This window comes from Kineosporiaceae bacterium SCSIO 59966 (genome assembly GCA_020881835.1).
GTDB lineage: Bacteria > Actinomycetota > Actinomycetes > Actinomycetales > SCSIO-59966 > SCSIO-59966.
On record CP052876.1, the window covers coordinates 1,755,305 to 1,781,019 of the forward strand.

Sequence of the window (25,715 nt, forward strand, 5' to 3'; positions counted from 1 at the left end):
CAATGTAGCTCACATATGATCTAGTTCGCAGTATCACAGAAGCGCCGGCCCAACGAGCCCGAATCCCGGCGTTCCCCCTACCCCCGCCGAGTCATCCCCTCTCGCAGCACGACGTCGGCGCCCGCCCGGTCGGCCAGTCGTTCCGCCAGCGTGCGCACCGCCAGCTCCGGCGGAAGGCTGCCGCCGAACTTCAACCCGCGGATCGCAGCCCCATCGACGTCGGGCAGCCACCGGTCCCCCGGATCGATGCGGGAGATCGCGGCCCGCAGCTCGGCGATCCCCACCCCTCCCCGCAGCCGGATGCGGTCGTTCTCGTACCGGCTGCGCGCGTCCACCAGATCCGGTATCGCCGCAGCCAGCGTGGCGTTGGCCCGTGCACCGGCCCACGTCCACCACCAGCTGCCCTCCACATCCACGACCGTCGACCCGGCGGCCACGGTCGGCGCCGCGAGCTCGCGCTCGCGCTCGATTGCCTGCTGGGCGCGGGCGCTGAGAGTGACCGGCGGCGTCGAGCCGAGCAGGACGTCGCGCCGGGCTCGGGTCATCTCGAAGGACAGCGGCTGGGGCTGGCCCTGCCAGCGCATCCTGGCCTTGTCCTCGGCCGGTTCGACCCAGCAGCGGCGTCGCCGCCAGTCGATGTGGGTGACCCGCCAGGCACGCGCGGCGAGGACGATCAGCCGCGGCCCGTCGACCTTGCGGGTCAGCACGAGCGGGTCCACCGTCCCGAGCTCCTGTCGACCGGCGATCACGGTGAACTGGGGCTCGGCCGTGAACGAGCTGACGAGGTCCATGAAGTGCCGGTGACCGTAACGGCGTTCGGCTTCCGGGCCGATGAAGAGCATCCCCGAGTCGTGGTCGAGGTGCCCTGTGGTGACGAGCCAGTCGACGACGGCGTCGGCGTCTGCCGGCTCCACGCCGCCGACGTCGACCCACTCCCGCCAGGTCGCGTCCCCGACCCGGTGCTCCTGCAGGCACACGCCCAGCAGCTGCTGGGCCACGAGGTGCCGTGGCGAGGGTGGCGGCACGACCGGCTCCACCCAGCCCTGGGCCCACAGCGACAGCAGGCCCGCGCTGTGCACCAGCGCCTCCCCGGATGTGGCGAGGAACAACGCGTTTCGAGAAGTGTCGGAGCGCCGCCCGGTGCGCCCGAGGCGCTGGAGGAACGACGCCACCGTTGTGGGCGCGTCGACCTGGACGACCCGGTCCAGGTCACCGACGTCGATACCGAGCTCCAGTGTGGACGTCGAGACGATGACGCAGTCGCGGGCCTCGGCGAAGGCCGTCTCCGCCCGCCGGCGCTCGTCCACCGACAGCGACGAGTGCGACACGAACGTGGTGACGCCGTGGGTGCGCAGGGAGACAGCCAGCTCCTCGACCTGTCGGCGGCTCTCGCAGAACACGAGCCGCTTCTCACCCCGGTGCAGCGAGGCGATGACCTTGGCCGCGTTCGATACCGAACCGACGTAGTCCAGCCCGACGTCGGCGCTGCGCGCGGCCGTCGCCTGCTGTGGCATCACCACCCGTGCCCGCTCGTGGGCGGGCTCACTGCCCTGCAGCCAGGCGAGCAGCTGCTCCGGGTTGCCGACGGTGGCGGACAGGCCGACTCGCTGGAGCCGGCGCCCGGCCAGTCGTTGAAGCCGCGCCAGCACGGCGAGCAGGTGCCATCCGCGGTCGTCACCGGCGAAGGCGTGCACCTCGTCGACGACGACGACGCGCAGGTCGGCGAACAGCGCGTGCGGGTCGACCCGGGTGGAGACGAGCATCGCCTCGAGCGACTCCGGTGTGGTCAGCAGGATCTCGGGGGGCTCGGCGAGCACTCTGCGCCGTGCGGTGTCGCCGGTGTCTCCGTGCCACAGGCCCGCCCGGTGACCGGTCCACGACGCGTAGGTGCTCAGCCGGGGGTGCAGGTTGTTCAGCAGCGCCCGCAGCGGGCACACGTACAGCACCGACAGCCCCGTCCACCCGGCCGTGGCGGCAGCGGACAGCAGCGGGAAGATCGCGGCCTCGGTCTTGCCACCGGCGGTGGGGGCGATGAGCAGGGCGTCGTCCCCGTCGAGCAGCGGGTCGATCGCCGCCTCCTGCAACGGCCGGAGCGCGGGCCAGCCCAAGGTGTTGGCCACGTGGTGCAGGACGACGGGGTGCAGCCGCTCGACGGGACTCATCGGCACCGGGGACGACGCGTCATAGCTCGAGGTCCACCTCGTCCGGGTTGCTGGCCGCGCTCACGGCCGCGTTCCGCTCGACCTCGGTCAGCTCGGAGGCCGCCATGGTCAGCCGGTAGTGCCGGCGGGGGTCGAAGTCGTCGTACTGGTCCACCCGGTCCAGGACGTCGCTGACGAGCTTCTTGAGGAACACCCGGGGTGCGATGCCGACCTTTCCCCCGAGCCCCCCGGCGACGGCGGTCGCCAGGTCGTCCACGTACGCGTCGTCCACGAGGGCGCTGATCCGGGCCGGGGCGAGGGAGCCCTGCGCGTACAGGTCGCGGACCCGGCGCCCCACCTCGACGAGCGACTGGCGGGTGAAGCCCGGCAGCCGCACCTGGACGGCGCGCGGGTTGTCGAACCGTGCGTCGGTGGTGAAGTCGACCGCCAGCCGTTGCGCCAGCGGAGGCAGCCGCTGCACGCCCTGCGTGCCCTCGAAGAACGCCGGGGTTCCGGTGACGAGCAGGTACAGACCCGGGAACCGGCCGCTGTCGATCTCGTCGATGAGCTGCCGCAGCGCGTTGAGGGCCTTCTCGCGGACGTCGGAACGCACCCGTTGCAGGGTCTCCACCTCGTCGAGGACGACGAGGAGCCCGGGGTGCCCGGCGTCGCGCAGCACGGCGAGCAGCCCCTGCAGAAAGCCGAACGCGCCGAAGTGGTCGAGCTCGCCGCGGATGCCGGCGGCCCGCCGCACGGACGCCGCGACGTGCGGCTGACCGGCGACCCAGGCGGCGAGGCCGTCGGCGGTGGCCGTGTCGCCGGCGGTGACCGCCGCCCGGTAGCCGCGCAGGGCGGTCGCGAACGTCGGCGCCGTCCGGCTGACGTCGGCCAGCCGTCTCTCCAGCAGCGTGTCGACCGCCGCCGCCAGGGCAGTGGTGTCGGTCTCGGCGACACCGCCGGCGAGCGCGTCCTCCTCGAGGGTGAACAGCCAGGCGTCGAGAACGGGCCGGAACGCCGAGGGTGGGAACTCGGCCGTCGTCAGTGCCTCGCACACGCGGCGGTACACGGTCTCCAGGCGGTGCAGGGGGGTCTCGGTCTCGGAGATCTGCACCTCGGCGACCGCCATCCCCCGTGCCTTGGCCCGTTCACCCAGCCAGCGGGAGAAGAACGTCTTGCCGGAGCCGTACTCCCCGCGCACCGCCTTGAACACCGAGCCGCCGCCGCAGACGGTGTCCAGCTCGGCCGCGACGGCGCCCTCGAACCGGTCGAGGCCGACGGCGAGGACGTCCAGGCCGTTCTGCGGGACGGTGCCTCGGCGCAGCGCGTCGACGATCTCCCGTCGGCGCCGCTCGCTGATCGTCGTCACGAGGTCGCTCCGAGCCCGAACTGCTCACGCAGCAGCGGCACGTCGAGCACGAGGGTGACCCCGTCGGCGTCCACCGACAGGGCCTCGTACCCGTCGACGGCGAGCAGGCGCCGAATGGCGGCGAGCACCGAGCTGGTGCGCGCCAACGGGATCCGCGCCTCGGCGGCGACGCTGTTCTGGTGCATCCGCCCGCCGGCGCGCAGCACGGCGGACACCACCGCCCGCACCCGTTCGTCGTCGGGTGCGGCGCGGCCGCTGCGTGCCCGTTGCGCGGCGTAGACGTCGCTGGCGAGCAGGGCGGTGACCAGGTCCGCCGCCGAGTCGGCGGCCCCCGCCGGCGCCGGCGGCTCGAGGTCGTCGAACAGCGTGGGGCTGGTGTCCACCGCGGGCCGCCTGGGCACTGGCGGTGTCACGACGTCCGACGTCCCGGCGACAGGACTGTGCCACCACACCGGCTCCGGCGGCGGGCCGGGCACCCAGCCGGCGAGCCGCTCCACGACACCGGCGACGTGCACGGTCAGCGGCACCGCGACCTCCGCGGCACTGACACCACCGTGGTAGCCCGCACCGATGCTGGTGTACCGCAGGCGCTCCTGCCACGGCAGGACGACGCTGTGGTCACCGAGCAGCACCCGGCGTCCCCGGACGGCGACCTCCCCCGGGCCGGCCGGCCCGGTCGTCGCGGGTCGCCAGCGGGCGCCGGAGCCGGGGGCCGAGCGCAGCTCGCTGCCGCGCTCGACGACGTGCCCGTGGTCGGCGGTGAGCACCACGACCCGGTCGGCCTGCCGGGCCGCGTCCAGCACCGGGGACAGGTGCTGGATGGCGTCCAGGCCCCACCGGGTGCCCCCGGGGTCCATCTTGTCGAGGGAGTCGTCGACGGTGTTGAGGACGACGGCCACGACCCGGACCTGCGGGTCCAGCAGGGCGCCGCGGACGTCGGCCGCCAGGGCCTCGCCGGCGGCGGTCCGCAGGTCGGCCTTGTGAAAGATCCTCGCCGGCTCGCCGACGGCCGCCGGGAACTGCGAGCGCTCGGTCACCTGGGAGCCGACCTGGAGGCGGCCGGTCAGCAGGCTGGTGCGGGACGCCGAGGTGACGGTGGGCAGGACGGGCAGCACCGCCTGGCGCGCCCCGATTGGCTCGGAGACCAGCTCGACCCAGCGCCGGTCCCGCAGGCCCTCGGCGACCTCGGTCATCACCGACGCGGGCATCCCGTCGACGACGAGCAGCAGAACCGGTCGCTCCGCCGCCAGCGGCCGGACGACGCGGGCCAGGAGGTCCTCGACGAGGACGATCCGGCCCGGGTCGGCGTCGTCCTCGGTGGCTCGGGCGACGAGGGCGCCGATCCGCTCGTCGTCCGTGGCGCGGCGCTCCAGCACCCGCTCGGCGAGAGCCCGGTAGGCCGCGCCGACGTGCGGGTCGGGGTCGCCGGACCACACGGCCGCCACGGCCCGATCCACCCACGCCCCGACGCGGACCTGCCGGTCGAGGGCCGCTGCCAGCGTGTCCACGTCGTCCTGGCCGGTCGGCGGCTCCGCGGCGAGCCACCGCAGCAGCCGGACGGCCATGGTCGCCGTGTGGGCGCGGTCGTCACGGCCGGCGAGGTCGTGGGCCAGCAGCGCCGAGTGCGCCTGTTCCACCGGGGCCAGGGCGGCTGGGCTGGGGTCGGCGAGGGCGGCTCGGGCGGCGTCCGCGAGCCGGCGCAGCCGTTCGACGAACGCGCCGTCCAGCTGGTCGGACAGGGACACCACCTGCTCGGCGTGCAGCTCGTGCAGCAGGGCCTCGGCGCGGTGGACGGCGAGGATCGCGGCCTGGTCGCCGCCGGCCAGCCAGGCCGAGACGGTCGCGGTGACGGTGCGACCCCAGGTGCGCGCGTCGTCCTCGGTGACGTTGGCGCCGCCCAGCAGGGCGCGCAGCTGCCCGCGGGCGGGGCCGACGTCCAGGGGGTCGGCGTCCTCGTGCCACAGCAGCCAGGCGACCAGTCCGAGGGCGGCAGCGTCGCCGCCGCGCCCGTGCTCGACGGCTCGCAGGGTCCACGCGCCGGCCTTCCCGGTGCGGCCGGCCAGCCAGGCACCGAGGCCGGTTCTGACCGGCTCGGGCAGGTCGAGCCAGCGCCGCAGCGCCACCGGGTCGGCGGACCACCGAAGCAGTCCCTCCGGGTCCGGGTGCTCGGCCTCGACGTAGGGCGACTCGTCAGGCCCTCGGCGCAGCAGCGCGGCGGCGAGGTGGCCGAGGGCGTGGTCACGGGTAAGCACCCCGCTGGGAGCGGCGGGCCATCCGCCGGGCGGCTCGTGGTCGACCAGGGCCCGCGGCGCCCACGCCTTCTCCGCGACGAGCAGGGGGTCCAGCTTGGTGGCGGCGAAGGCGTCCTTGACCGCCTGCCACAGCTGGACGGCGTGCAGCCGCCCGCCGGCGAGGTGGGCCGTGATGCCGTGGCCGAGGTCGTGGACGTCGGTGATGACGACGAGGACGTCGTCGGGCCGGGTCGCGTGCTCGGCAAGCGCCTCCCGGACGGCGAGGGCCGAGACGCACGCCCGGACGTGCACGGTCGTGCCGTCGACGGTGAAGGACGGCGGGCCGTTCCAGACCGGCTGGGCGTGGATGCCGATGACCCGGCTGCGGTGCCGCCCGCGGTGCACCTGGCGGGCGAAGGCACGGACCACCGGCTGCGTGACGACCGGCAGCACTGGGCTCACCGCGGTGACGCTCACGACTCCACGAACCACGTCACGGTGATGGTGTCGTCCGGGTGCTGCTGCGCGGTCTGCCGCACCTCGGCCAGGACGTCCTCGACGTCCCGGCCTCGGACCGTGCGCTCTCCGCGGACGGTGACCGGTCGGGGGCGAGGCGGCACCGGCGGCGGCGGCGCGAGGATCTGCACCGCGGCCTCGACCGTGGCCCGCAGCACCGGCGCCAGCGGCTTGGCGTGCTCCTCGAAGCGTGCCGCCGCGCGCAGCTCGTCGACGACGGCTGCGGCCTCGGGGCGCTGGTCGACGAGCGGCAGCAGCCCCTCGACGATGGGCCACTGGGTGGCGCGCAGCGCGCTGGTGACCTCGGCCGCACTGGACAGCGACTTGGCGGCCACCTCGTCGGGGGCTGGCAGGGCCTCCCTACCGAGCACGGTGACGAGCGTGACGTCGTCCTGCTCGCGGGCGAGGCGTTCGACCAGGGTGGCGGCGGCGCGGGCCGTCGCCAGTCGCCCGGTGCGCGCCTCGTCGTCCAGGCCGAGGGTGCCGGCGTGCGTCTCCAGGGCGGCCACGAGGTCACGTGCCGCACTCCCCCAGGCGGAGGCCTTGGCCCGGACGCCGCTCGCCAGCGCCGAGAGGTTCGCGGCCGAGCGCAGCTCGGGGCTGTGCACGCCGAACAGGCGAGCGGCGCGGCGGACGGCGGCCGACCAGTCGGCGTCGTCCGGCAGCCGAGGCTCCCGCAGCTCGTGGTCCGGCTTCACCTCGTCGAGCGACGGCATCGGCACGGGTGCACCGTGGCGGTACCACGCCCGGTCGGTGATCAGCGCGTAGGCGCAGACCAGGAGGTTGCGGACCAGCGGGTCCAGGCCCCGCGGCCGCGGCTGGTCGGTCCAGGCCCACAGGTCGGCAACCGTGAGGGACGACCCGGTGCCGTGCTGGGCGGCGAGCTGGCCGAAACGGTCTCGCCAGGGGAACGTGGAGGCGTCGAAGAGGAAGTGCGACTCGAGCATCTCCCCGACCTGCAGCCGGTTGCAGATCCGCGCGAGTGTCGCGCGCTGCGCCTGCTCAACGGGGATCCGGCCGCCCTCGGCGACGGCGCGCCGCACGTGGTCGAGCACCTTGAGCAGGTCGGCGCGGCGGACCTCGGCCTCGAACTTCGGGTGGTCGGGGTAGGAGTGGGTGTGCATCTGGTCGACGAGGTGCTCGAAGGCGTCGGCGAGCCGGGCCCCGACCGGTGCCCCGACGGTGAAGGAGGGGTCCAGCGAGGCGAGGAACGTCGGTTCGCCGAAGGAGTGGTCGATGTCGGCGCGCTGCGGCTTGGTCACCCCGTAGGCCTGCTGGACGACGTCCAGCAGCCGCTGCCGCAGGGACGCCTGGCGGTTCTGCAGGATGACCTTGGCCTGGGCCCGGTCCTGCACCGACAGGTTGGAGGCGTTGGAGTCGAACCGGTCGGTGGACGCGAGGAGGTAGTTGAGGCAGACGAGGTCGCCGAGGTCACGCATCCGGTCCTCGGTGAAGAACGCCGGGATCCAGCAGACGGTCTGGCTGGTGACGCCCTGGCCGAGGAGCTCCTCGACGCGTGCGTGGTCGTCGTTCGGGGACCTGCGCTCGGCGTCGAAGGGGAAGTCGATGACGACCTTCCACCGCCCGCCGGAGGACATCAGGACGTCGTCGGGCATCTCGGTGCGGTCGCGGACGTTGCCGAACAGGACGTCGACGGTGCGCCGGCTGCCCCGCCACACGACGCTGTGCTGGATCTCGTGGGTGAGGGTCTCCCGCTGCTGGATGCCGAGGGAGTCGAACACCATCTCCCGCAGCAGACGCCGCCGCTCCCCCGTGTTGTCGACGCTGCGGACCCGCTCCAGGACGCTCTCGTAGTCCACCTGGGCGAGTTCCACGGTGATGAGCGGGTTCTTCGGGTCGTCGGTGAGCCGCAGCTCGCCGACGTCGCCGGACAGGGCGCGCATGAGGTCGACGACGCGGACCGCCTCGGTGCCGGGCAGCGGGGTGGCGATCGTGCCGTGGTTGAGCGCGGCGAGCTTGGCCGCGGTGAGGTTGCGCAGCGCGGGCACCTGGGGCGCCAGGGCCGACAGCAGGACCGTCTTGACGAGGCGGTCGTCGGTGCGGAACGGGTGCAGCCGGGGCAGGTCCTTCGCCTGCTCCTCGGTGAGCCCGTGCCGATCCAGCAGACGCGGTCGCAGCTTGTCGGCGTACAGGGTGCGGGCGTTCGTGAAGTGCTGGCGGATCTCGTCGGTGAGCGGGACGTCGCCGCTGCCGACGAGCGCGTCGAACAGGTCCCCGACCGGGATGAGGTCCTTGACCGTGAGCTCGTCGCGGCCGTCGACGAGGAGCTGCTGCATCACCTTGAGGGCGGTGCGTTCGCGCTGCAGCAGGCCGGAGAGGGCGACGAGCGTGGAGACCAGGGCCGGGGAGAACGGGTAGGTCCGCCGAAACGCCTCGGCGTCGGCGCCGCCGCGCCCGTCGGTGTCGAGGCCCTCGAGCAGGACGTTCCAGATCTTCGGCTCGCGGGTGAGGCTGTCGAAGGCGACCCGCAGCGCTTCGGGGTTGCCGTCCGGGTTGGGGCGCAGGAGCCGCTTCTCGACGATGACGGGCAGGTTCCGGTCCTCGAGGGTGATCCGGTTGAACCGGTCCTCCCACCACCGGAACGTCTCGCCGAAGGCCAGTTTCTCAGCGCCGGGGACATGGTCGCCGAGGAAGTCCTTGAGGTCGCGCTGGCGGGCGATGAACGACACGAGCGGCACCGGGCGGCGCGCGTCGGCGGCCTCGACGAGCTTGGCTACCTTGGCGCCCTCGCTGGCGACGAAGGCCTGGTCGGAGATGCGCGAGGCGAGCCACAGCACGAGCTCGTCGAGAAACAGGACGACGGCGTCGTACCCGAGGGAGTGGGCGTGGGCGCTGACGGCGGCCAGGCCGCGGTCCATGTCGACGTAGCCGGCGTGGGTCGCGTACGCGCCGAAGAAGGTGGCCACGAGATCACTGACGAGGCGCATGCGCTCGGTGTCGCCCAGCTCGGCGTTGCGGGCGGCGTCGTAGCGCTCGGCGTCCCAGCCGGCGGCCAGGTCTCCCCACCCGCTTGCCGCGGCCCCCGCACCGGCGAGCCGGGCGAAGAAGGCGTCGTCGCCCATGGTGGCGCGCAACCGGTCGGCGTCCGCGAACAACGCGTCGGTGACGTGCACCTCGGGCAGCGGGGCGTCCGGGTGCAGGCGCCGCACCTGCTCGACGTAGCCGCCGAGGACGGCCTGCTCGAGGCTCTCCGCCCCGATGAGGTGGTAGGTCAACGTCAGCACCTTGCGCCCGGCCAGCCAGGTGTCGTGCCGGGCCACGACGGCCTCCAGGCCCGGCAGGGAGCGGGCCACCGGGTCGTGGCGCAGGACCTGGTGGAGCACGGCCATGAAGTGGCTCTTGCCGGACCCGAACGACCCGTGCAGGAAGGCGCCGTCGCTGCGGCCCTTCTCCAGCGCGCCGCGCACCAGATCGAGGGCCTGGTCGAAGTTGCGGGCCAGCTCGGGCGTGACGACGTACTGGCCGAGGGTCTCCTGCGCGTGGGCGACGCCCTCGGTCAGCTTGAGCACGTAGTCGTTGGCGCTGACCGACCGCGGGATGACGATGGCGTCCCGCAGTGGAGTGGTGGCGGTCGTGGTGGTGCTCATTGCGTCATGGTCTCCGGGTCATCCGTCGCGCTGGGTCTGCCGTGGGCCCTGGTAGGCACCTTACGAGGTGACTGCCTCGGTGTCCGGGACCTCCTTGGCCCGTCGCGGGCCATCAGATGTCGAAGCGTGCGGCGTCCAGAATCCTGCCCTGGCCGAGTGACGAGAGTGCCCACCACTGCGGCAGAGGCATAGCCGAGCTCGGGACGAGTTCCTCCACGGTCCAGCCGCTACCTCGTTGCTGTCGACCTTGAATGTCCATCCACCTGAACTCTGCCGCCGGCCCAGTCCACGGCCAGGCGACGCACCTGACTCGCGCCGTTTTAGTGTGTCGGCCACTTGACGCCTACCGCGTCGATGATTGTGCCCGTGATGTCGGTGCCGCGCCGACCCCACGCTGTGGCACCAGCCAAGACGTCAACCTTTGAACGCAAGAGATGCCAGCTGGGTGGCAGTCGTGCTCGCGTGACCCGGGTCTGCATCGAACGCTTGAGGTTCCGGCGGCGGTTGTGGTCCCCCGCTCAGGTCGCGAGTACCACCATAGCCGCTAGCCCCGCCGCCTGGTCCCTGTTGCGGTGGCACAGTTCAACTTCCTGGCAAGTGGCACCATGCGGCGTGTCTGGCAGATCAGGAGACCCTGGCTCCGTACCCTTCTGCCATGCCGGGAGCGACGGAAAACAGGACTGGCGGATCGGGACCCCCGTGGTGGGCGTGGCCGCTCATGCTGGTGCTTTTTGGGCTGGCTGGATACCTGCTCTTCGCCCTTGTACGCGCAATTATAGAAGCGTTCTCAGACGCTGGGCCGGAGGTTGCGGCAGCGTTACTCACCGGTGCTACCACGGTTCTGGTCGCTGTGCTTTCCGTCCTGCTGACCCGCTTCTTCGAACGGCGAAACGCCCGTGAGCGGGAGCAACAACAAAAAAGGACGCCGGTCTACGAAGAGTTCATCGCTGGTTTGCTAGAGTCCCTTGGCTTCACTAAGACGGCGGAGGAGCGCAAGGAGGGAATGGACCAGGCTGAGGTGGCTAGGGTGTTGGGGAACTTTACCAAGCAGGCGGTTGTCTGGGGCTCGGATGACGTGATCCGAGCATGGGTTGATTACAGGTACGCCACGATGAAGATGAATCCAAAGGATCTGACTCAAGGAAGACAGGGCATGCGGAAGTTGGAGGAGTTGTTCTTGACCATTAGGAAGGACTTAGGTCTTAGCAACAAGTCTCTCCGCGACGGCGACCTGCTCCGACTGTTTATCAACGATCTGGACTCCGGAGAGGGTGCTGAACCGGCCCAACAGTCACGGTGATTTTCTTCGGCAAGGCGAAGTACCTTTCGCATACCCTGGCGATGCACGCCAAGAACTCCGAGTTCGGGGCAGGACGAGGACCGCCGCGTTTGCCGTGCCCTAGAGCAGCGCAGGTCGGTTTGAACCGGGCGGGCATCTCTATGGGAGTGGGTGCCTAACTCAGAACACTTTGAACGGCTGCCTCTTGGCGACAGTGCGGTGAAGAATGCCTCAAGTGCATTGAAGCCAACAGGACGAGAATTGTCAGTTCCGTTTCTTGGATGAGAACCGTGAGGGAACTTCCCGTACGTTTGCGCGTCGCTATCTGCGGCTGTTCGCAGAGGGACTAGTGATGTGGCTAGTAAGGTGGCAACGGAAGGCGCTGGCCGCATCTACCACGAAAGCACCAGGCGCCGGTTGTGTACCCGACCTGCCGCAGGTCGTCCTCCTTCTCGGCCTCGAAGTACAAGGTGGTGACGTCGTACAGCACCAGCGACAGATCACCGTGGACACTGGCGTGCTCGAAGCACGCCCTACCTGACTCGTGCCGATTTAGTGTGTCGGCCACTTGACACCTACAGCGTCGATGATCGTGCGGGCGGTGTCGGTGAGGGGGTCGCTGGCGGGATGTTCGTGTCCGGCGATGTTGACGGTGATCTGCTGCAGCGGGCGTAACGCCTGGATGATCTTCTTGAGGCTCATCCCGGTCGTGTTCTGCAGGTGACGGGCGACGGCGAGGGCGGCCATGACGACAGTGAGGTGGGCCTCGATCGCGTCGCGGTCGTGGTGGAACACCGGACGGGCCCGTAGGTCGCTCTTGCTCATGCGGAACGAGGCCTCGACCTGCCACAACGAGTGGTAGGAGTCGATGACCTCACTGGCCGCCATGAGCGTGGCGGGCACGTTGGTGATGTAGCCCTTCAACCCGACGAGCCGGCGGGCGCGGTCCAGGGCCGCCTGGTCGAGACTGACTGCGCCGTTCGCCGTCGTGACGAACCGGGGTGTGCGGGCGGCCTTCTCCCCGGAGACCACTGCCCTGGCCCTGTTCTCCTGCGCGGTGAGGGTCCTGCCGTCGCGGGCGGCTCGCTTGCTGGAGTACGACCACACTGCCCGCCACGACCGCTCGTGCACGGCCGGGTCCCACACGGGTTCGGCGCGCTTGGTGGTGTCGTTGCTGCTGCGGGCGGTGCCGGTGGACAAGCGTGGGGTGATCGTGTCGATGACCTGCCCATCGGTGAACGCGTCCCCGTGCCAGCGGAAGTGGGAGGCCAGGTCGACCGGCGCCTTGGTGACCCGCGAGCCGACGATGAACCGCAGGTTCGCCTCGTCCAGTTCCCGCAGGTTCGCCGCCGACAGCATCCCCGCGTCGGCGACGACGACCATGTCCGCGACCTGGTGGCGGGCCTGGAACTGCTGGATGATCGGCAGGATCGTGGTCGTCTCGGCCTTGTTGCCCTGAAAGCAGCCGACCTCGAGCGGGAACCCGGCCCGGTCCACGAGCAGCCCAACGACGATCTGCGGGTCCACGCGGCGTTCCTTGGAGTACCCGACCCGCCGCAGGTCGTCCTCCTTCTCAGCCTCGAAGTACAAGGTGGTGACGTCGTACAGCACCAGCGACAGATCACCGTGGACACTGGCGTGCTCGAAGCACGCCCTGGCGATCTGGTCCCGGTACCCACGCTCCTGGCAGCGGGCCAGCGACCGGAACATCGTGCGCAGCGAGGCGTGAGCGACCCCCAGCTCGTCCAGGACACGCACAGAGTCGGCCTTGCTGGTCGGCTCGACCAGCCGGGCCAGCACCAGCTGCTTGAACGCCTCGTCCCCGAGCGCGTCGAACCCCAACCGCGCGTACGTGCTGACCAGGACGTGCCACAGCAGGGCACTGGACCGGCTGGTGATGACCGCCTGACCAGCGGGCACCGACCCACCGCTGAGGTCCAGTTCGCCCTGACCCGGGCGGATCTTGCGGCGGGCGACCTCCAGCAGCGCCGTCAGCTCCTGCGCCGTGCGCGCCGACCCCACGTGCTCCAGCACCCGGTCACGCCCGCCCGCCCGCTCAGCGATCTGCACCGCCGTCGCCCCCGACCCCGTCCGCACCTTCCGAACGAACACCACCCGGCGACACTACCCACCGATTAGTGTGTCGCAGCCCCCCTACTCAACCCTCTGACCAGCAGCGATCCCCCCGCACCCACCAGATCCCGGAGAAGTGGCACGAGTCAGGAGGCGCCGGTTGTGTACCCGACCTGCCGCAGGTCGTCCTCCTTCTCGGCCTCGAAGTACAAGGTGGTGACGTCGTACAGCACCAGCGACAGATCACCGTGGACACTGGCGTGCTCGAAGCACGCCCTAGCGATCTGGTCCCGGTACCCACGCTCCTGGCAGCGGGCCAGCGACCGGAACATCGTGCGCAGCGAGGCGTGAGCGACCCCCAGCTCGTCCAGGACACGCACAGAGTCGGCCTTGCTGGTCGGCTCGACCAGCCGGGCCAGCACCAGCTGCTTGAACGCCTCGTCCCCGAGCGCGTCGAACCCCAACCGCGCGTACGTGCTGACCAGGACCTGCCACAGCAGGGCACTGGACCGGCTGGTGATGAGCGGGTCATCGAATAATGGCCGCGGACACGCTGCCCGCTTCCTGGCCGGTCAAACGCGCATGTAGCGCATATGCCTGCCTATCTGAGAGACTGGCCACCACGTCGCACGCCACACGTTGTCGCGCCATATCCAGAGAACCGTGCTGATTGGTAAGCGTCTCATCCCCCAAATAGGAGCGTGCCCACGCCGGCAAGACATGCACATTCGTGGCAGCCGATTCAACGAAGTAGTGGTAAAGGGTCTCAATAATCTTTCGCTGGCCTGCTTGCTGCGCTGCCAGGGCAGGGGCCTCGATGACGTAAGTCCAGGTGAGACTCTTCAAGAGATCAATCTCCCGGCGCATGTGCTCATCCTCTGTGACCGAATCTGAGTCAAATCGCAACCCAGAGACGTAACTATTGATCTTTATCGGCACAAGGCGGGCCATGATGCCCCGAGCTGTCGCACTGACCCACGGCTCCGTCGGGAATTCATAGAACAGGTTGGCCGCATCAGACTCGTAGTCCTCGCGGCCCCCTAGCAGTACCTTGGCTTCCCTGCTCCACCGCTCGAAGGTTCGATCGAGGAACCTGCTCTGCTCCTCCTCGTCCCGCGCGAGCCGGTCGAGGGGAATGAAACCTGCCTGAAAGAAGTCCTCCGTGTCATGAAGAGCATAGGCCACATCGTCAGCCCAGTCCATGATCTCTGCCTCGGGCGTCTTCCTGTCGGCCCTCGTGGAGGGAAGTCCCTCCCGAGACCATGTGAAGTCCTGCCGCTCAGGGTAGTAGTATCCGTACTTGTGCCTATGTTTGCCTGCCATGCCGCGGGACCAGGGGTATTTGGTCATCGCTTGCAGTGAGGCTCGCGTCAAGTCCAGACCAGGATGCACTTCCGCCCGGCGAGCCAATTTGGTTAGAATCCTGAACGATTGAGCATTTCCTTCAAATCCCTCTGGCTGATTGTCGTCAACGAGCAGTTGATCCAATTTCTCTTCCGCAATATGACCAAAAGGCGGATGCCCGAGGTCATGGGCCAGGGCTGCTGCCTCGACGACGTCTGGATCTATTGAAGAATCTTGATCTCTGACATGCCTTTCCGCTATGCGGCGAGCAATCTGTGCAACTTCCAGGGTATGCGTGAGGCGTGTATGAAACAAGTCGAGCTCATGACTGCCGACGACTTGCGTTACTTCTGCCAGACGTCGGAACTGCGGCGTGTACAGGACGCGGTCACGGTCACGCTGACCGGGAGTGCGAGGATCCGGGGGATCCTTCTCTTCGTCGGTGGACCGCCACAGCCGACCAAAGCGGTTTGTCACCTCGTTGCTTGCTTAGTTCGCAACTGCCCAGACGAGGAACGGCTCAGACGGTGCTCCGAGAGGAGCTTCCAGTAAGCCTCCCGTACCTGAGCACCTGGCTGCTTGGCCGAAGCTGCCCGCACAACTTCAGCAATGCTCGCAGCCTCTCCAGCTTGGGCGACTGCATCGAGCACCGCCTGCTCGGCAGCATGTAGATCTCGCGCACGACCCACGGGGATCCTCCTCCTCCTTGGCGATCTCTCAACATGGCTGAGTCTGTAGGAGGCTACCGACAGCGGCGCGCTGCCGCGTACGAAGCGCCCGACAGACAGCCTGTACTTGCAGTTTCAGACGACCTACGCGTCGGCGCGAACACCTGATCACAGGTCACCTCTGCTCTCCGGGGGCCAGTAAGCCCCACCTCTCGGGGCCTCGTGCCGTCGAGGTCGACGACCGCGAGCCGAGGCGCTTGCTGGACGTCCCCGGTGGGCTTGCGGACGCCAGGCGCGGACGGCGTCCCGGGTCAACCCGTGACCTTGCAGCTGGTCGTCGAGGAAGGCGGTGTAGAACGCGGCCGGGCTGCCGCCGTAGAGCGGGTCGGGCTCCTCGTGCCACTGGTGCAGCCACGGCTCTAGCTCCGTGAGCCCGGCGAGCAGCGGGGCGAGTCGGTCGGCGTCCCACCCGTCGTGCTGGCTGCGCTCGAGCACGAGCCGGGAAAGGGCTTGCGCCTGGGCGAGGCGGTCCCAGCCGGCCCAACCGAGGACGTCGGTGCGGTCGCCCTCGCGGGCGGCACCGGGGTAGGAGATGAAGCGCTCCTTGGGCACGTCGAGCTTGCCGCGGTGCCGCCAGATCGCGGTGCTTCGGAAGTCCCCTTGCCCGTACTTCGGCGGCACGGGGATCTCCCCCACCGGCTCGCCGCGGTCCTCAGCGCGCTGCAGGTCCCACACCCGCTCCCACTCGGCGCGCTTGCGCAGGCCGGAGTCCTTGTAGCGGTGGGCGGCCAGGTACGGCACCGCCTCCTCCTTGATCAGGCGGCCGAGTTCGGCGGTGAGGTCCTGGTCGGCGCGCCCGGTGAGCAGGACCAGGACGTCGCGCAGGCCGCCGTCAGCTCGGAGCAGGTCGCTGAGCTGGGCGACGGACAGCACCCGCGGCCCGTGCTCGTCGCGCCACAGAGACTCGGCCTCGAGGCGGTCCAGCACCCAGTCAGTGAGGGCGTCGGCCTGCTGGGCGTCCCAGGAGCGGGTGGCCCAGCGCCGTTTGCACTCCGGCCGCTCGATCAGGTGGAGCATAGGGTGGGACTCGATGACGTCGATACGCCGCTGGACCAGTTGGCGGTAGCCCGCCGGCCAGTGGTCGGGGATCTCGGTGACCGGGGTGGACCCGTGCCGGGCGAACCACTTGGTCTCGAGCTCGCCGGCGGCCATCTTGCGGGCAAGGACGATCTCGAACGCCCGCTCCCCCAGCGCCAGACCAGGCAGGTCGTCACCGGAATACGTGAGGTCCTCGTCGAGGACGCCGTACAGCCGGTAGACCTCCCAGTCGAGTTCCTCCTGGACCGCGATCATCTCGGCGCGCGTGGCAGCCCACTGGCGATGTGCCTCGGCCAGGGCGTCGCGGGTGGGGACGCCGGTGGAAGCGACGGCAGCGGGAGTGACGGTGGCCAGGTGCTGGGCGAGGGTGTCGAGCCGTCTCGCACGCTCCAGCGGGGCACCGTTCGGGAGCGGGAACTCCTGGAGTTTGGTGCCGGTGAACTCGTAAAAGTTCTCCCACTCTACGGTGGTCTGACGCGCTCCCCGCTGATCCACTGTGCTGCCCTTGTTGTGGCTGACCTGCTTCAGCCAGAAGCAGGCGGTGGACGAGTTGAGCAGGCCGAGGAGCCGCAGGTGGTCGTCCTCGCTGGCCCCCTCCGGCAACTTGATGACCGGCGCGGACCGGTTGAAGACCTTCCCGCCGCGGTCGAGCACGAAGTGGTTGTGCGTCGCCACGAACGCGAACGCAATCGATACCGGGGTCGCGTATCGCTCCGGAATCCACCGATACCACGTCCACCAGTCGTCGCCTGCAGCCAACCGAGTCTCGCCGCCGAACCCAGTGACATTCCCCGTCACTGTCCGATAGCGCCAGAGGTGGCGTCCCCACGCTGACGTAAGGTCAAGCGGCACGACGTCGCCACCATCACGATACGGAGCCAGCGCGTCGTCGCCCCGTTGAACGTCCCAGTCTCGAACCAGCTCGCCGATGATCAGGGGTCGGACCACGTGCGGGGGGACAGCCATGCGGACAGTCCACGGGCGTGGGACCAGAAAGACGTCATCGGCTCCGGGGAAGCTGGCAAAGCCGATGGGCCCCGAGATCAACGAAGCGAGTGGCGATGTGGACGCCTCATTCAATGCGGCCAGTAGTACATCGGCGCCGCCGCCGGAGAGAGACCAGGGATGCGCCAGGAGCCGGTCACGAAGTAGGTCCGTCACGGTGACGTAATCGTTCTGGGTCTCTGGTGCATTGATGTTGTCGACGATGCTGCGCCAGACGACTCCCTTCGCAGGATCGGCTGGCGCTGAAGGTTCACCGCGGATACCCAGGACCGCCCGGAGCGTCTGGGCTCTCGGGTACCGACGGTTGCCGACAAGGATCACCGTCGGCGTGCCGTGTCCCGGGATGTACGCACCGGAGGTGTCGATGACGTGCGTGAGGTCGATGCCAGTGAAGAACTGCTCGATGACCTTCTTCCCGAATTCGCGCTTCATGAAGGCGTTTGACGTGATCTGCCCGACAACGCCCGGGGTCTCTTCGTTCCTGACGGCAAGCGCGAAGAACAGCTCGGCGAACGGAACGGACAGCTGGTACTTGCCGGAGCATGTCTCGTACAAACCGCGGTAAGCGGTGTTGAGCGCCTTGTCCTTCACCGTGATGTACGGCGGGTTCCCCACCACCGCGTGGTAGCGCCCGCGGCTCAGGATGTCGGGGTACTGGTCGACGTCCTCCCAGGCGTACCGGTGCTCGTCGAGGCGAAGCTCCCCGCCGTCCAATTCGGCCTGCAGCTGCCGACCGCCGGACCCCCAGATGAGCGAGTCCCCCGTCGCGACGTGGAGCACGCGACTGAAGTCCGGCGCGTCCGCGGTGTCGAGACCGGTGGCACCGCAGGCGCGCAGGGCGGCGACGGTCAGCCGGAACTTCGCGATCGCCGTCGCCGCCGGGTTGACGTCCACCCCGTGCACGGCGTCCAGCGCCCGCTCGACCCGCTGCCGGACCTCCAGGCCGGGTTCGGCCCGCGTCCACCCGTCGAGCAGCCGCCGGAAGGCTCCGAGCAGGAAGTGCCCGGACCCGCACGTCGGGTCGATCATCCGAAAGTCGTTGAGCCCGAACCGGTCCAGCGCCGGGTCCAGGGTGAGGTCGAGGATGAACTCCTCGACGAACTCCGGTGTCTGCAGCAGCGCGTACCGCTTCCGGGCGTCCTGCGACAGGTCCTGGTACAGGTCACCGAGGAAGCGGGTGTCCCAGTCCGGGGAGTCGAACCGGTGCACCAGCCGGCCGTCGCCGTCGCGGCGGCGAAAGAAGGCGACGAGCGCCTCGGCCGCGTCCGCGGACACGTCCCACCACCAGACGAAGTCGGTGTCGGGGAACATCGACGCGCCGGCGCGGGTCCCCCGCAGCCAGCGGAAGGACTCCCGCAGCCAGGTGCGGTCGTTCTCCCGGGGATGCTGCTGGATCCACGCCGCCTGCCCGTCCACGGCGCGGGCCAGGCCGTCACCGCGCCGGTCCGGGACGCCGGCGATCCACCGCCGGTCGGTGAGGTCGTTGTCCTCGCAGAACCGCACGAACACACAGCCGAGCACCCACGACACGGCGGCCTGGGTGGCCTGCGCGTCCAGCCACGCCGTCCACGACTCGGCGGTGCGGCCCACGCCGCTGGCCCGGGCGTGGTCGCTGCGCAGCCGGGCGGCCAGGTCCGGCAGCCGGTCCACCTGCTGCCGCAGGTCGTCCTCCAGGCGGCGAACCTGCGCCTGCAGGTCGTTGAGCAGGGCGGCGGACTGCACGGTCACGAGGCTCTCCCGGTGGTGGTGACGAGGGCCGCGTCCACCCACGAGCGCGGCACGGTGACCCAGCCACCGACGGTCGGTGCGGGCTTGTCGTCCAGGCGGGGCGCGCGGCCGTCGCCGTTCGCCGCCACGAGCAGCCACCGCGTCGCCGGTCGGGCCGTGGCCGGGTCGGCGAGCTCCTCCAGCTGGCGCAGCCGGCCGTAGCGGGCCAGCACCTCCGCCTCCACCAGCAGGAGCGGCTGGGGATCGGCGGCCAGACGCTCCTCGACCCGGGCGGCGGCCCGACCGACGAGGTGACGCAGGTTCGCGGCATCCCCCGGGGCGGCGTCCGGGCGGTCCGCCCGCAGTACGAGGGACCAGTCCACGTTGAGGTCGTCGGCGACGTGGTGCATCTCCGCGAGCAGCTCCCGGGCCACGTCGACCACCTCGAGACCGAACGTCGACGCGAGCACCCGCGGTGCGACGTCCAGGCGGGACCGGTCGACGGCCAGGGTGAGGAAGCCGCGGGTGCCGAGCAGCGCCCGCATCCGCGCCACAAACTCCGAGTGCTCCGCCGTGGGCGACGTCGCGCCGGCCCGGGTCGTCGTCGCGGTCCGCGTGCCGGACAAGCCCGCGAAGGTCTCAGCGGTGAGCGGGACGAACCGCCCGCCGTCGGGCCGCAGCGGCAGACCCGCCTCCACGACCAGCTGCTCCAGGGCGGCACCCTCCGGCAGCGGGGCCGCCTGCGGGTAGCGGGTGCGGACCCGGGCGCTGAGCTGCTGGGCCGTCAGCGGGTTGCGCAGCCCGGAGAAGCTGCCGGCGAGTTGGCGCAGCGACCGCTCGGGCGGCATCCCAGCCGGGTAGATCTCCCCGCGGGAGGTCACGGCAGCCGTGCGGGAGGCGGCCACGGCGACCCGGGGCAGCCGGTCCGGTGCGAGCGGCGGCAGGCCCTCGGGCGGTCGGACGGCCTGCAGCCGGTCCAGGCTGCGAGCCGCGGACGGCAGGGGCTCCTCGGCGGCGAGTTCGTCGGCGGCTGCGCCGAGCGCGACCGCGTAGTCGAGCAGCGTGGCTGCCGCGGGCGCGTCCGCGGCCTCCGGCTCCACCGCCAGCAGGACCGTGCCGGCAGTGCGCCGCAAGTCCAGTCGCGAGTCCCCGCCCCGCTCCAGCTCGACCTCGACGGCGGCGCGCACCAGACCCAGACCCCGGGCCAGCCGCTGGACGTCCGGGGCGGTCGAACCGCGCAGCCGGAGCAGGCCGAAGGCCACCTCGTCGGCACCTGCCACGCCCCCGGCGTCCTGGACGAGCTGGACGACCTCGTCGCGCACCTCCCGCAGAGCCGGGACCCTGGCCCACCGGTCGCGGGCCTTCCGGACGATCTGGGTGACCCGCTGGCTGCTGACACCGAGCCGGCGGGCGACCTCCGCCTGGCTCGGCCACGTCGCCGACTGGTCGCCGTCCGGGCCGCCCAGCCCCAGCAGCAGCCGAGTCGCGTGGACCTCGCTGGCGTTGCGGCTGGTCTCCGCGGGCACCAGGGCGGCCAGGACGGCGTCCACGCTGCTGCCCTCGACCTCCGGCGCCGGGGCCGTCGTGACCGTGGACTCGCTCGTCGACGCCGGTGCCAGCTGCTGACGCCACTGCTTAGCCCGGCGGCGCACCTCGCGGCGGGTCGCCTCGGACACCCCCGCCAACCGGCTGATCTCGAACGGGGGCCGCTCGAGCAGGTCACCGACGGTGGCGATGCCGATCCGGGTCAGGGCGCTGACGGCCCGCGGGGTCAGACCGGTGTCGCCGACGGGTGTCTGCAGGCCGACCTGCTGGGCGAGCCGGTCACGCTCGGCGCCGGCCAGCGGCTCGACGTCCGACTCGCCCTCGTGGGCCGTCGGGACGCTCGCGAACACCTCCGCCCAGGCCCGCGCCATCGCGTCGATGCCGTCGTAGCGGGCCTTCGGGTCCCGGGCTAGCGCGGTGGCGAAGAACGCGGACAGGCCGTCGGCGACGGCGGGGTCGAACAGCTCCGGGTCGATGGTGATGTCATCGGCGACGACGGCCGGGTTGGCCTCACCGCCGTAGGTCGGCAGGGCGCCGGTCGCCATCTCGTAGAGGGTCACCGCGGCGGCGTAGCGCTCGGCCGCGGCGTCCCAGCGTGGCCGGTGCACCGGGTGGAAGAACGGATCCAGGTACGGCGGGGTGCCGACCTTCGTCTCCTCCAGCGGGGCCCGCGACAGCGAGAAGTCGAACAGGGCCAGGTGCTGAGCGCGGGTCTTCTGGTTCAGCTCACGGTGGGCCAGGTTGGCCGGCTTGATGTCCCGGTGGTTCACGCCCGCGTCGTCCAGGGCCTCGAGGATCTTCATGAGGTCGGTGCCCCACCGTTCGAGCAGGTCGATCGACAGGCGGCCCTCACGGCGCAGCAGCTCGTCCAGCGGCTCGCGGCCGGCGTCCTCCAGCAGCAGGCAGGTGCGGCCGCCGATCTCGAGCGGCCCGTCCAGCAGGGCGGCGATCCGCTGGTTGCGGACCCGGCGGAGCACCTCGGCCTCGTCGACGAGCCGGTCGCGGCGGCTCTCGTCCAGCACCACCTTGAGGACGGCGCGCCGCGGCGGGGTGGTGGCGTGGTCGTCCACCAGCAGGGCCTGGGCGGTCGAGCCACGGCCCAGCCGGTCGACGACGACGAAGCGGTCCGGGTGGTCCGGCGTCCCGAGCCGTGAACCCGTGACCGCCTCCAACGGGTCCACTCGCTCGTCGGCGTCGTCCGGGGTGGTCAGCTCGTCCAGGAGCTTCTCCACGCCGCGGGAGAACTCGGCCGCCGAGCGCATGCGCAGGTCGACGTCGCCCTGCGTCGCCTCGTAGACGAGCTCCTCCATCGCCTCCGGGACGCCGTCCAGGTCGGCGCTGACGAACAGCCCGCCGTCCGCAGCCAGCCGGGCGAGCAGCTCGTCGGTGCTGCGGGCCGGGGGCCGACCGGTGAAGACGAGGTAGGCCAGGGCGCCGAGGCCGAAGACGTCGAGCATGATGCCGTCGGCGTTCGGGTTGGTCAGGCCGTCCGGGGCCAGGAACGGTGCCGCCCCCGGGTCGGTCAGGGCCTCGAGGTTCCGCGTCCCGGAGACGACGGTGCCGACGGTCGCGGTGCTCGGCAGCCGCCCGGCGGTCTGCCAGTCCCGGATCCGTACCGCCGGGTGCCCGTCGGAGGTCTGCCGGACGTACACCGACCGGGGGCTGAGCCGGCGGTGCACGAGCCGGCGGCCGTGGGCGTACCGGATGGTCGACGCGAGGGTGCTGACGATGTCCAGCCGGTGCCCGACGTCCAGGTCGGGGTGCTGGGCCAGGTAGTGGTCGAGCCGGACCTCCCGCGTGTCGTGCTCAAAGACCACCGCAGGGCCCCGCTCGTGGTCGACGAAGTCGACGGCCCGGGCGATGCCGGGGTGCTGCACGCCCTCCAGCAGGGCGAACTCGCGGCGGGCGGCGCGCAGGATCGTGGCCCTGTCCTGGGCGGTGGCCGCCTTGTGCACTAGGTAGATCCGCACCCGGCGGACCACGCCGTCCAGCTGGGTGTGGTGGCCGAGGTAGTCCTGCCAGCCGGGGCCCTCGGCGATCGGGTCCTCGTCCAGCAGCAGGGTGCCGACCTGACGCAGCCGCACGCTGCGCCGGATCCCGGCGGCGTCGACGAGTTTGGCGATCTCCCGGGAGCGGGTGCGGTCGACGACGTTGCGGACGTCACCTGCCGGCGCGGTCAGCAGGTCCGCGACGAGCCTGGGGAGACCGGCCGGCCCCTGGCCGTCGAGACCGTAGACGCCCTGCCGGCCCTGGTCGTCCAGCTGGACGACGGTGCCCGGCGCGTGCAGGAGGACCGAGGCGGTCACGTACGGGACGCGGGTACGCAGCCCCTTGTCCCGGGCGACGTCCTCGAGCAGGGACCGCAGACGCTTGGCCTTAGCCTCGGCGAGCAGGCGCGGGTTGTCGACCGGGTGACCGTTGTGCCACCACGTCTGGCCGTCGCCGCGCAGGGCGCCCTGCCAGTGCTTGAGCTCGACCAGGTGCAGGCCGGACCTGCCGACGACGAGCAGGTCCACCTCGTACAGGCGGCCATCGGCGGCGGTGAAGGTGAAGTTGCTCCAGGCCCGGTAGGGGTCGGCGTCGGGCAGCAGGTCACGCACCGCCGCCAGGCCCGCCCGCTCGTGGGCGAACTCCGACGGGGTGACCTCGACCCATCGCCGACTGTCCGGTTGCACGTCTTCCGCTTCCTCCCCCGGTGTTGCCGCGGACGGCGACATCGTGCCACGGCGGGGGCGTTGGAGCCGGGACCGGCGGCGCGGTTTCGTCGCAGGCAGGCAACTGCTTCTTCAAGGGCTGATGATCGTGATCGAGCCGAAGTTGGGCGGCTCGACGACCTCGATCCCGAGACGCTCCAGGACCTGACGAACCGGCACCGGCGCCGGATCACCCGGCATGGCCGGGTTCGGGCTGCCGGCAGGGCCGAACAGAGCCATCCCCCGGGTCGGGCCCGGGGTGAACCGCAGCAGCGCATACACGCCGCCGAACCCGGCGCGGTGCAGCGTGTCGGCCCATGCCTGGGTGATGTCGTAGCGTTGAGTGGCGGGCAGTTCATTGGTGGCGCGGAACTGGGCCGCTCGGGCCGAGGTGGTGTCGGCGGCCTTCACGTCGTCGGGCAGCCGCAGCCGTGACACGACTCGTCCGGCGACGAGGTCCCCGTCCACCCAGCCGCGGTCGGCGCACTCGGGCCCGACCAACTCGTTGACGGCACCCAACTCGGTCGAGGCCAGGTAGCAGGTGCCGTCCGGGTGCGGCAGGTCGAACCGGCCACCTCCCTCGTCACCGGGAGGGTAGGAGGCGAAGTACCAGGCGCCGCGGTCCGCCGTTGGCCTCTCCTGGTGCTGCCGAAACCACTCGCTGCCCGCCCGCAGCGTCTTGCGAGGAAACCGCTTGAAATCGAGGGCCGCTTCGTCTGGGGCCCGCAGCCCAAGGCTGTTACGACCCACTCAAGCGGCCCACCGGTGTGCGGTGTGCCGGGCGAGGCGCAGCAGGTGCTCGCGATCCCGGCCCTCGTTGAGCCACTGCACGGGGGTGCGCTCGTCGAGGTCCTTGTTTGGCGTGGTCAGCCACGTCCCGACCGACCAGTTGGGGTGCTCGTCGAAGACGGCCAGAACCTGGGCCAGGCCGGGCATGACATCGTGGTCGCGAAACTGCCAGGCTGGATAGATCCAGCGTCCGTCGGAGGTCTGCAGCGCCAAGATCGTGTGCCGCCGGCGTCTGTGCTCGACCGCCTGCTTGGAGATCGGATCCCCGCCCGGTGGGGCGAGCACGACCATGACACCGGCAGTGTCGTAGAAGTCCGGCCCGACTTGTTCAGCCATCTTGTTCGCCGGTGCGGCGGCAGGCGTCACCGCCAGCATCCGCTTCGCCAACTCCCTCGGGGGCACTCGCGCGGCGCCGGTACGGAGCCGCTGCAGCAGCGCGGGAACCACGGTGGTGTCGAGTTCAGCGACAAACGCCTCTAGGTACTCCTGCAGATCGTGGGGCAGACCCGACTCGGCCGACGACCGCACGGAGGACGCACTCTGGGAAGCGCTCCGGCTGGTCATGGTGGCTGCCTTCTTGGTCGTCTTACTGGTGGTCTTCTTCGTCCCGCCCTTGCTCCAGCCCGCGACGCTACGGTTGCTGCTCGTCGCCTTCTTCGCCGCCATCTTCGAACCCTTCGGGACGACTCTGTTGAGTAGCCAGTCAAGCCAGTCAACCTCAGGATACGGCTCTTCACGGTGGGCGTGTAGATCCAGGGTCCACTCACCTTCACCCGCCGCCGCGGAGCGCCCGCTCCTGTCGAGGCGCAGCGTGGACAGGCTCAGCTACGACAGGTCATGCCAGGCCGAGGTCGGCTTTGACCTGCTCCCAAGGGACAGCGGGTCCACCCTCATCCATCTCGGTTGCAGCGGCCGCAGCGGCCGAGATGTCGGCCAGGTCCTCCGCGGCTGCGATGAGCCGATCGAGATCCTCGGCGTCGACCACCGCGGCTACCCGCTGGCCACGGCGAGTCAGGTAGACCGGGTCGTGCTGGGCCCGCGCGGTGTCGACGACGTCGTCCAGCCGCGCCTGCGCGTCGCCGACCGTCATCTCCACCATGCCATTGCCCTCGTCCTGTGATCACTTCGCGCTCGCGCTCGTGGTTACGCCTGGCGCAGCTCCATCAGCCGCGCCGCCAGATCCTCCGACACCGGAGCCTTCCTGCCGGTGTCGTAGTCAAAAGTGACGATCACCGACTCGCCATCTGCGGCGACCGCCCCGTGCTGGTGACTCACGATCCGGTGCCGCATGACGAACCGGTCGTCGCCGACGTCCCCGATCTGCGCGCCGACGGTCACGGTGTCGGGGTGGGTCAGCGGGATCCGGAACCGGCAGCTGGCCGAGTGCAGGATCGGTCCGACGCCGCGCGACTGCTCGATCGAGCCCAGGCCGAGCACGGCGAAGCACTCGATCCGCGCGGTCTCGAAGTAGCGGAAGTAGACGGTGTTGTTCACGTGGCCCATGGCGTCCATGTCGCCCCAGGCCACGGGGATCTCCACCCTCACGGGGTAGCCGGTGAGCAGCTCGTTGATCCGGTCGTGGTCAGTCACCGGCACAGGCTAGCGATCCGAGATGCCAGCGTGTCGGCGTCCACTCCCGTGTCGTCCCCGGG

13 protein-coding genes and 1 pseudogene are annotated in these 25,715 nt (G+C 70.7%); 1 reads left to right on the forward strand and 13 read right to left on the reverse strand.

Features of this window, described 5'->3' with window-relative positions:
* Positions 1 to 77: 77 nt before the first annotated feature.
* Genes HJG43_08215 through HJG43_08230 form a run of 4 tightly spaced genes read right to left on the reverse strand, consistent with a single transcriptional unit; the run spans position 78 to position 9,862 of the window.
* Positions 78 to 2,162 (reverse strand): DEAD/DEAH box helicase, encoded by a 2,085-nt coding sequence (locus tag HJG43_08215; GenBank protein ID UER54525.1) that lies wholly within the window; start codon positions 2,160 to 2,162, stop codon positions 78 to 80.
* A gap of 19 nt (positions 2,163 to 2,181) precedes the next feature.
* Positions 2,182 to 3,507, reverse strand: coding sequence for a BREX system ATP-binding protein BrxD (brxD, locus tag HJG43_08220; GenBank protein ID UER54526.1), 1,326 nt, complete (start codon positions 3,505 to 3,507; stop codon positions 2,182 to 2,184).
* Positions 3,504 to 6,200 carry a BREX-2 system phosphatase PglZ gene (gene pglZ, locus HJG43_08225; GenBank protein UER54527.1) on the reverse strand — a complete coding sequence of 899 codons (2,697 nt, stop codon included), beginning with the start codon at positions 6,198 to 6,200 and terminating at the stop codon, positions 3,504 to 3,506. Before pglZ ends, brxD begins: the two co-directional genes overlap by 4 nt.
* Positions 6,201 to 6,211: 11 nt before the next feature.
* The gene (locus HJG43_08230) at positions 6,212 to 9,862 is read right to left on the reverse strand and encodes a phage resistance protein (protein UER54528.1); all 3,651 of its coding nucleotides are present in this window, start codon (positions 9,860 to 9,862) and stop codon (positions 6,212 to 6,214) included.
* A gap of 655 nt (positions 9,863 to 10,517) precedes the next feature.
* Between HJG43_08230 and HJG43_08235 the strand changes: the two genes are divergently transcribed.
* Positions 10,518 to 11,162, forward strand: a complete 645-nt coding sequence (locus HJG43_08235; GenBank protein ID UER54529.1) for a hypothetical protein — start codon at positions 10,518 to 10,520, stop codon at positions 11,160 to 11,162.
* A gap of 531 nt (positions 11,163 to 11,693) precedes the next feature.
* Here the strand turns inward: HJG43_08235 and HJG43_08240 are convergent.
* The 9 genes and pseudogenes from HJG43_08240 to HJG43_08280 form a co-directional block, all read right to left on the reverse strand.
* Positions 11,694 to 13,256: an IS1634 family transposase gene (locus tag HJG43_08240; GenBank protein ID UER54530.1), complete on the reverse strand. Its 1,563-nt coding sequence runs from the start codon at positions 13,254 to 13,256 to the stop codon at positions 11,694 to 11,696.
* 119 nt (positions 13,257 to 13,375) lie between these two features.
* Positions 13,376 to 13,738 (reverse strand): annotated as a pseudogene (locus HJG43_08245) (IS1634 family transposase).
* Between the two features lie 4 nt (positions 13,739 to 13,742).
* Positions 13,743 to 15,035, reverse strand: coding sequence for a dNTP triphosphohydrolase (dgt, locus tag HJG43_08250; GenBank protein UER54531.1), 1,293 nt, complete (start codon positions 15,033 to 15,035; stop codon positions 13,743 to 13,745).
* Between the two features lie 359 nt (positions 15,036 to 15,394).
* Positions 15,395 to 19,057, reverse strand: coding sequence for a BREX-2 system adenine-specific DNA-methyltransferase PglX (pglX, locus tag HJG43_08255; protein UER54532.1), 3,663 nt, complete (start codon positions 19,055 to 19,057; stop codon positions 15,395 to 15,397).
* Entirely contained in the window at positions 19,054 to 23,256 is a 4,203-nt protein-coding gene (gene pglW / locus HJG43_08260) for a BREX system serine/threonine kinase PglW (GenBank protein UER54533.1), read from the reverse strand. Before pglW ends, pglX begins: the two co-directional genes overlap by 4 nt.
* A 111-nt stretch (positions 23,257 to 23,367) precedes the next feature.
* Positions 23,368 to 24,024: an RES family NAD+ phosphorylase gene (locus tag HJG43_08265; protein UER54534.1), complete on the reverse strand. Its 657-nt coding sequence runs from the start codon at positions 24,022 to 24,024 to the stop codon at positions 23,368 to 23,370.
* Entirely contained in the window at positions 24,025 to 24,729 is a 705-nt protein-coding gene (locus tag HJG43_08270) for a hypothetical protein (protein ID UER54535.1), read from the reverse strand.
* Between the two features lie 169 nt (positions 24,730 to 24,898).
* On the reverse strand, positions 24,899 to 25,162 hold the full coding sequence (locus HJG43_08275) for a type II toxin-antitoxin system Phd/YefM family antitoxin (GenBank protein UER54536.1): 264 nt from the start codon (positions 25,160 to 25,162) through the stop codon (positions 24,899 to 24,901).
* A gap of 44 nt (positions 25,163 to 25,206) precedes the next feature.
* Positions 25,207 to 25,659, reverse strand: a complete 453-nt coding sequence (locus HJG43_08280; GenBank protein ID UER54537.1) for an acyl-CoA thioesterase — start codon at positions 25,657 to 25,659, stop codon at positions 25,207 to 25,209.
* Between the last annotated feature and the right edge of the window lie 56 nt (positions 25,660 to 25,715).

Excerpts from the sequence above, each read along its gene's own strand:
- HJG43_08215 (UER54525.1), bottom strand. The coding sequence starts at position 2,162 with ATGAGTCCCGTCGAGCGGCTGCACCCCGTCGTCCTGCACCACGTGGCC.
- HJG43_08235 (UER54529.1), top strand. The coding sequence starts at position 10,518 with ATGCCGGGAGCGACGGAAAACAGGACTGGCGGATCGGGACCCCCGTGG.
- HJG43_08275 (UER54536.1), bottom strand. The coding sequence starts at position 25,162 with ATGGTGGAGATGACGGTCGGCGACGCGCAGGCGCGGCTGGACGACGTC.
- HJG43_08230 (UER54528.1), bottom strand. The coding sequence starts at position 9,862 with ATGAGCACCACCACGACCGCCACCACTCCACTGCGGGACGCCATCGTC.
- HJG43_08270 (UER54535.1), bottom strand. The coding sequence starts at position 24,729 with ATGGCGGCGAAGAAGGCGACGAGCAGCAACCGTAGCGTCGCGGGCTGG.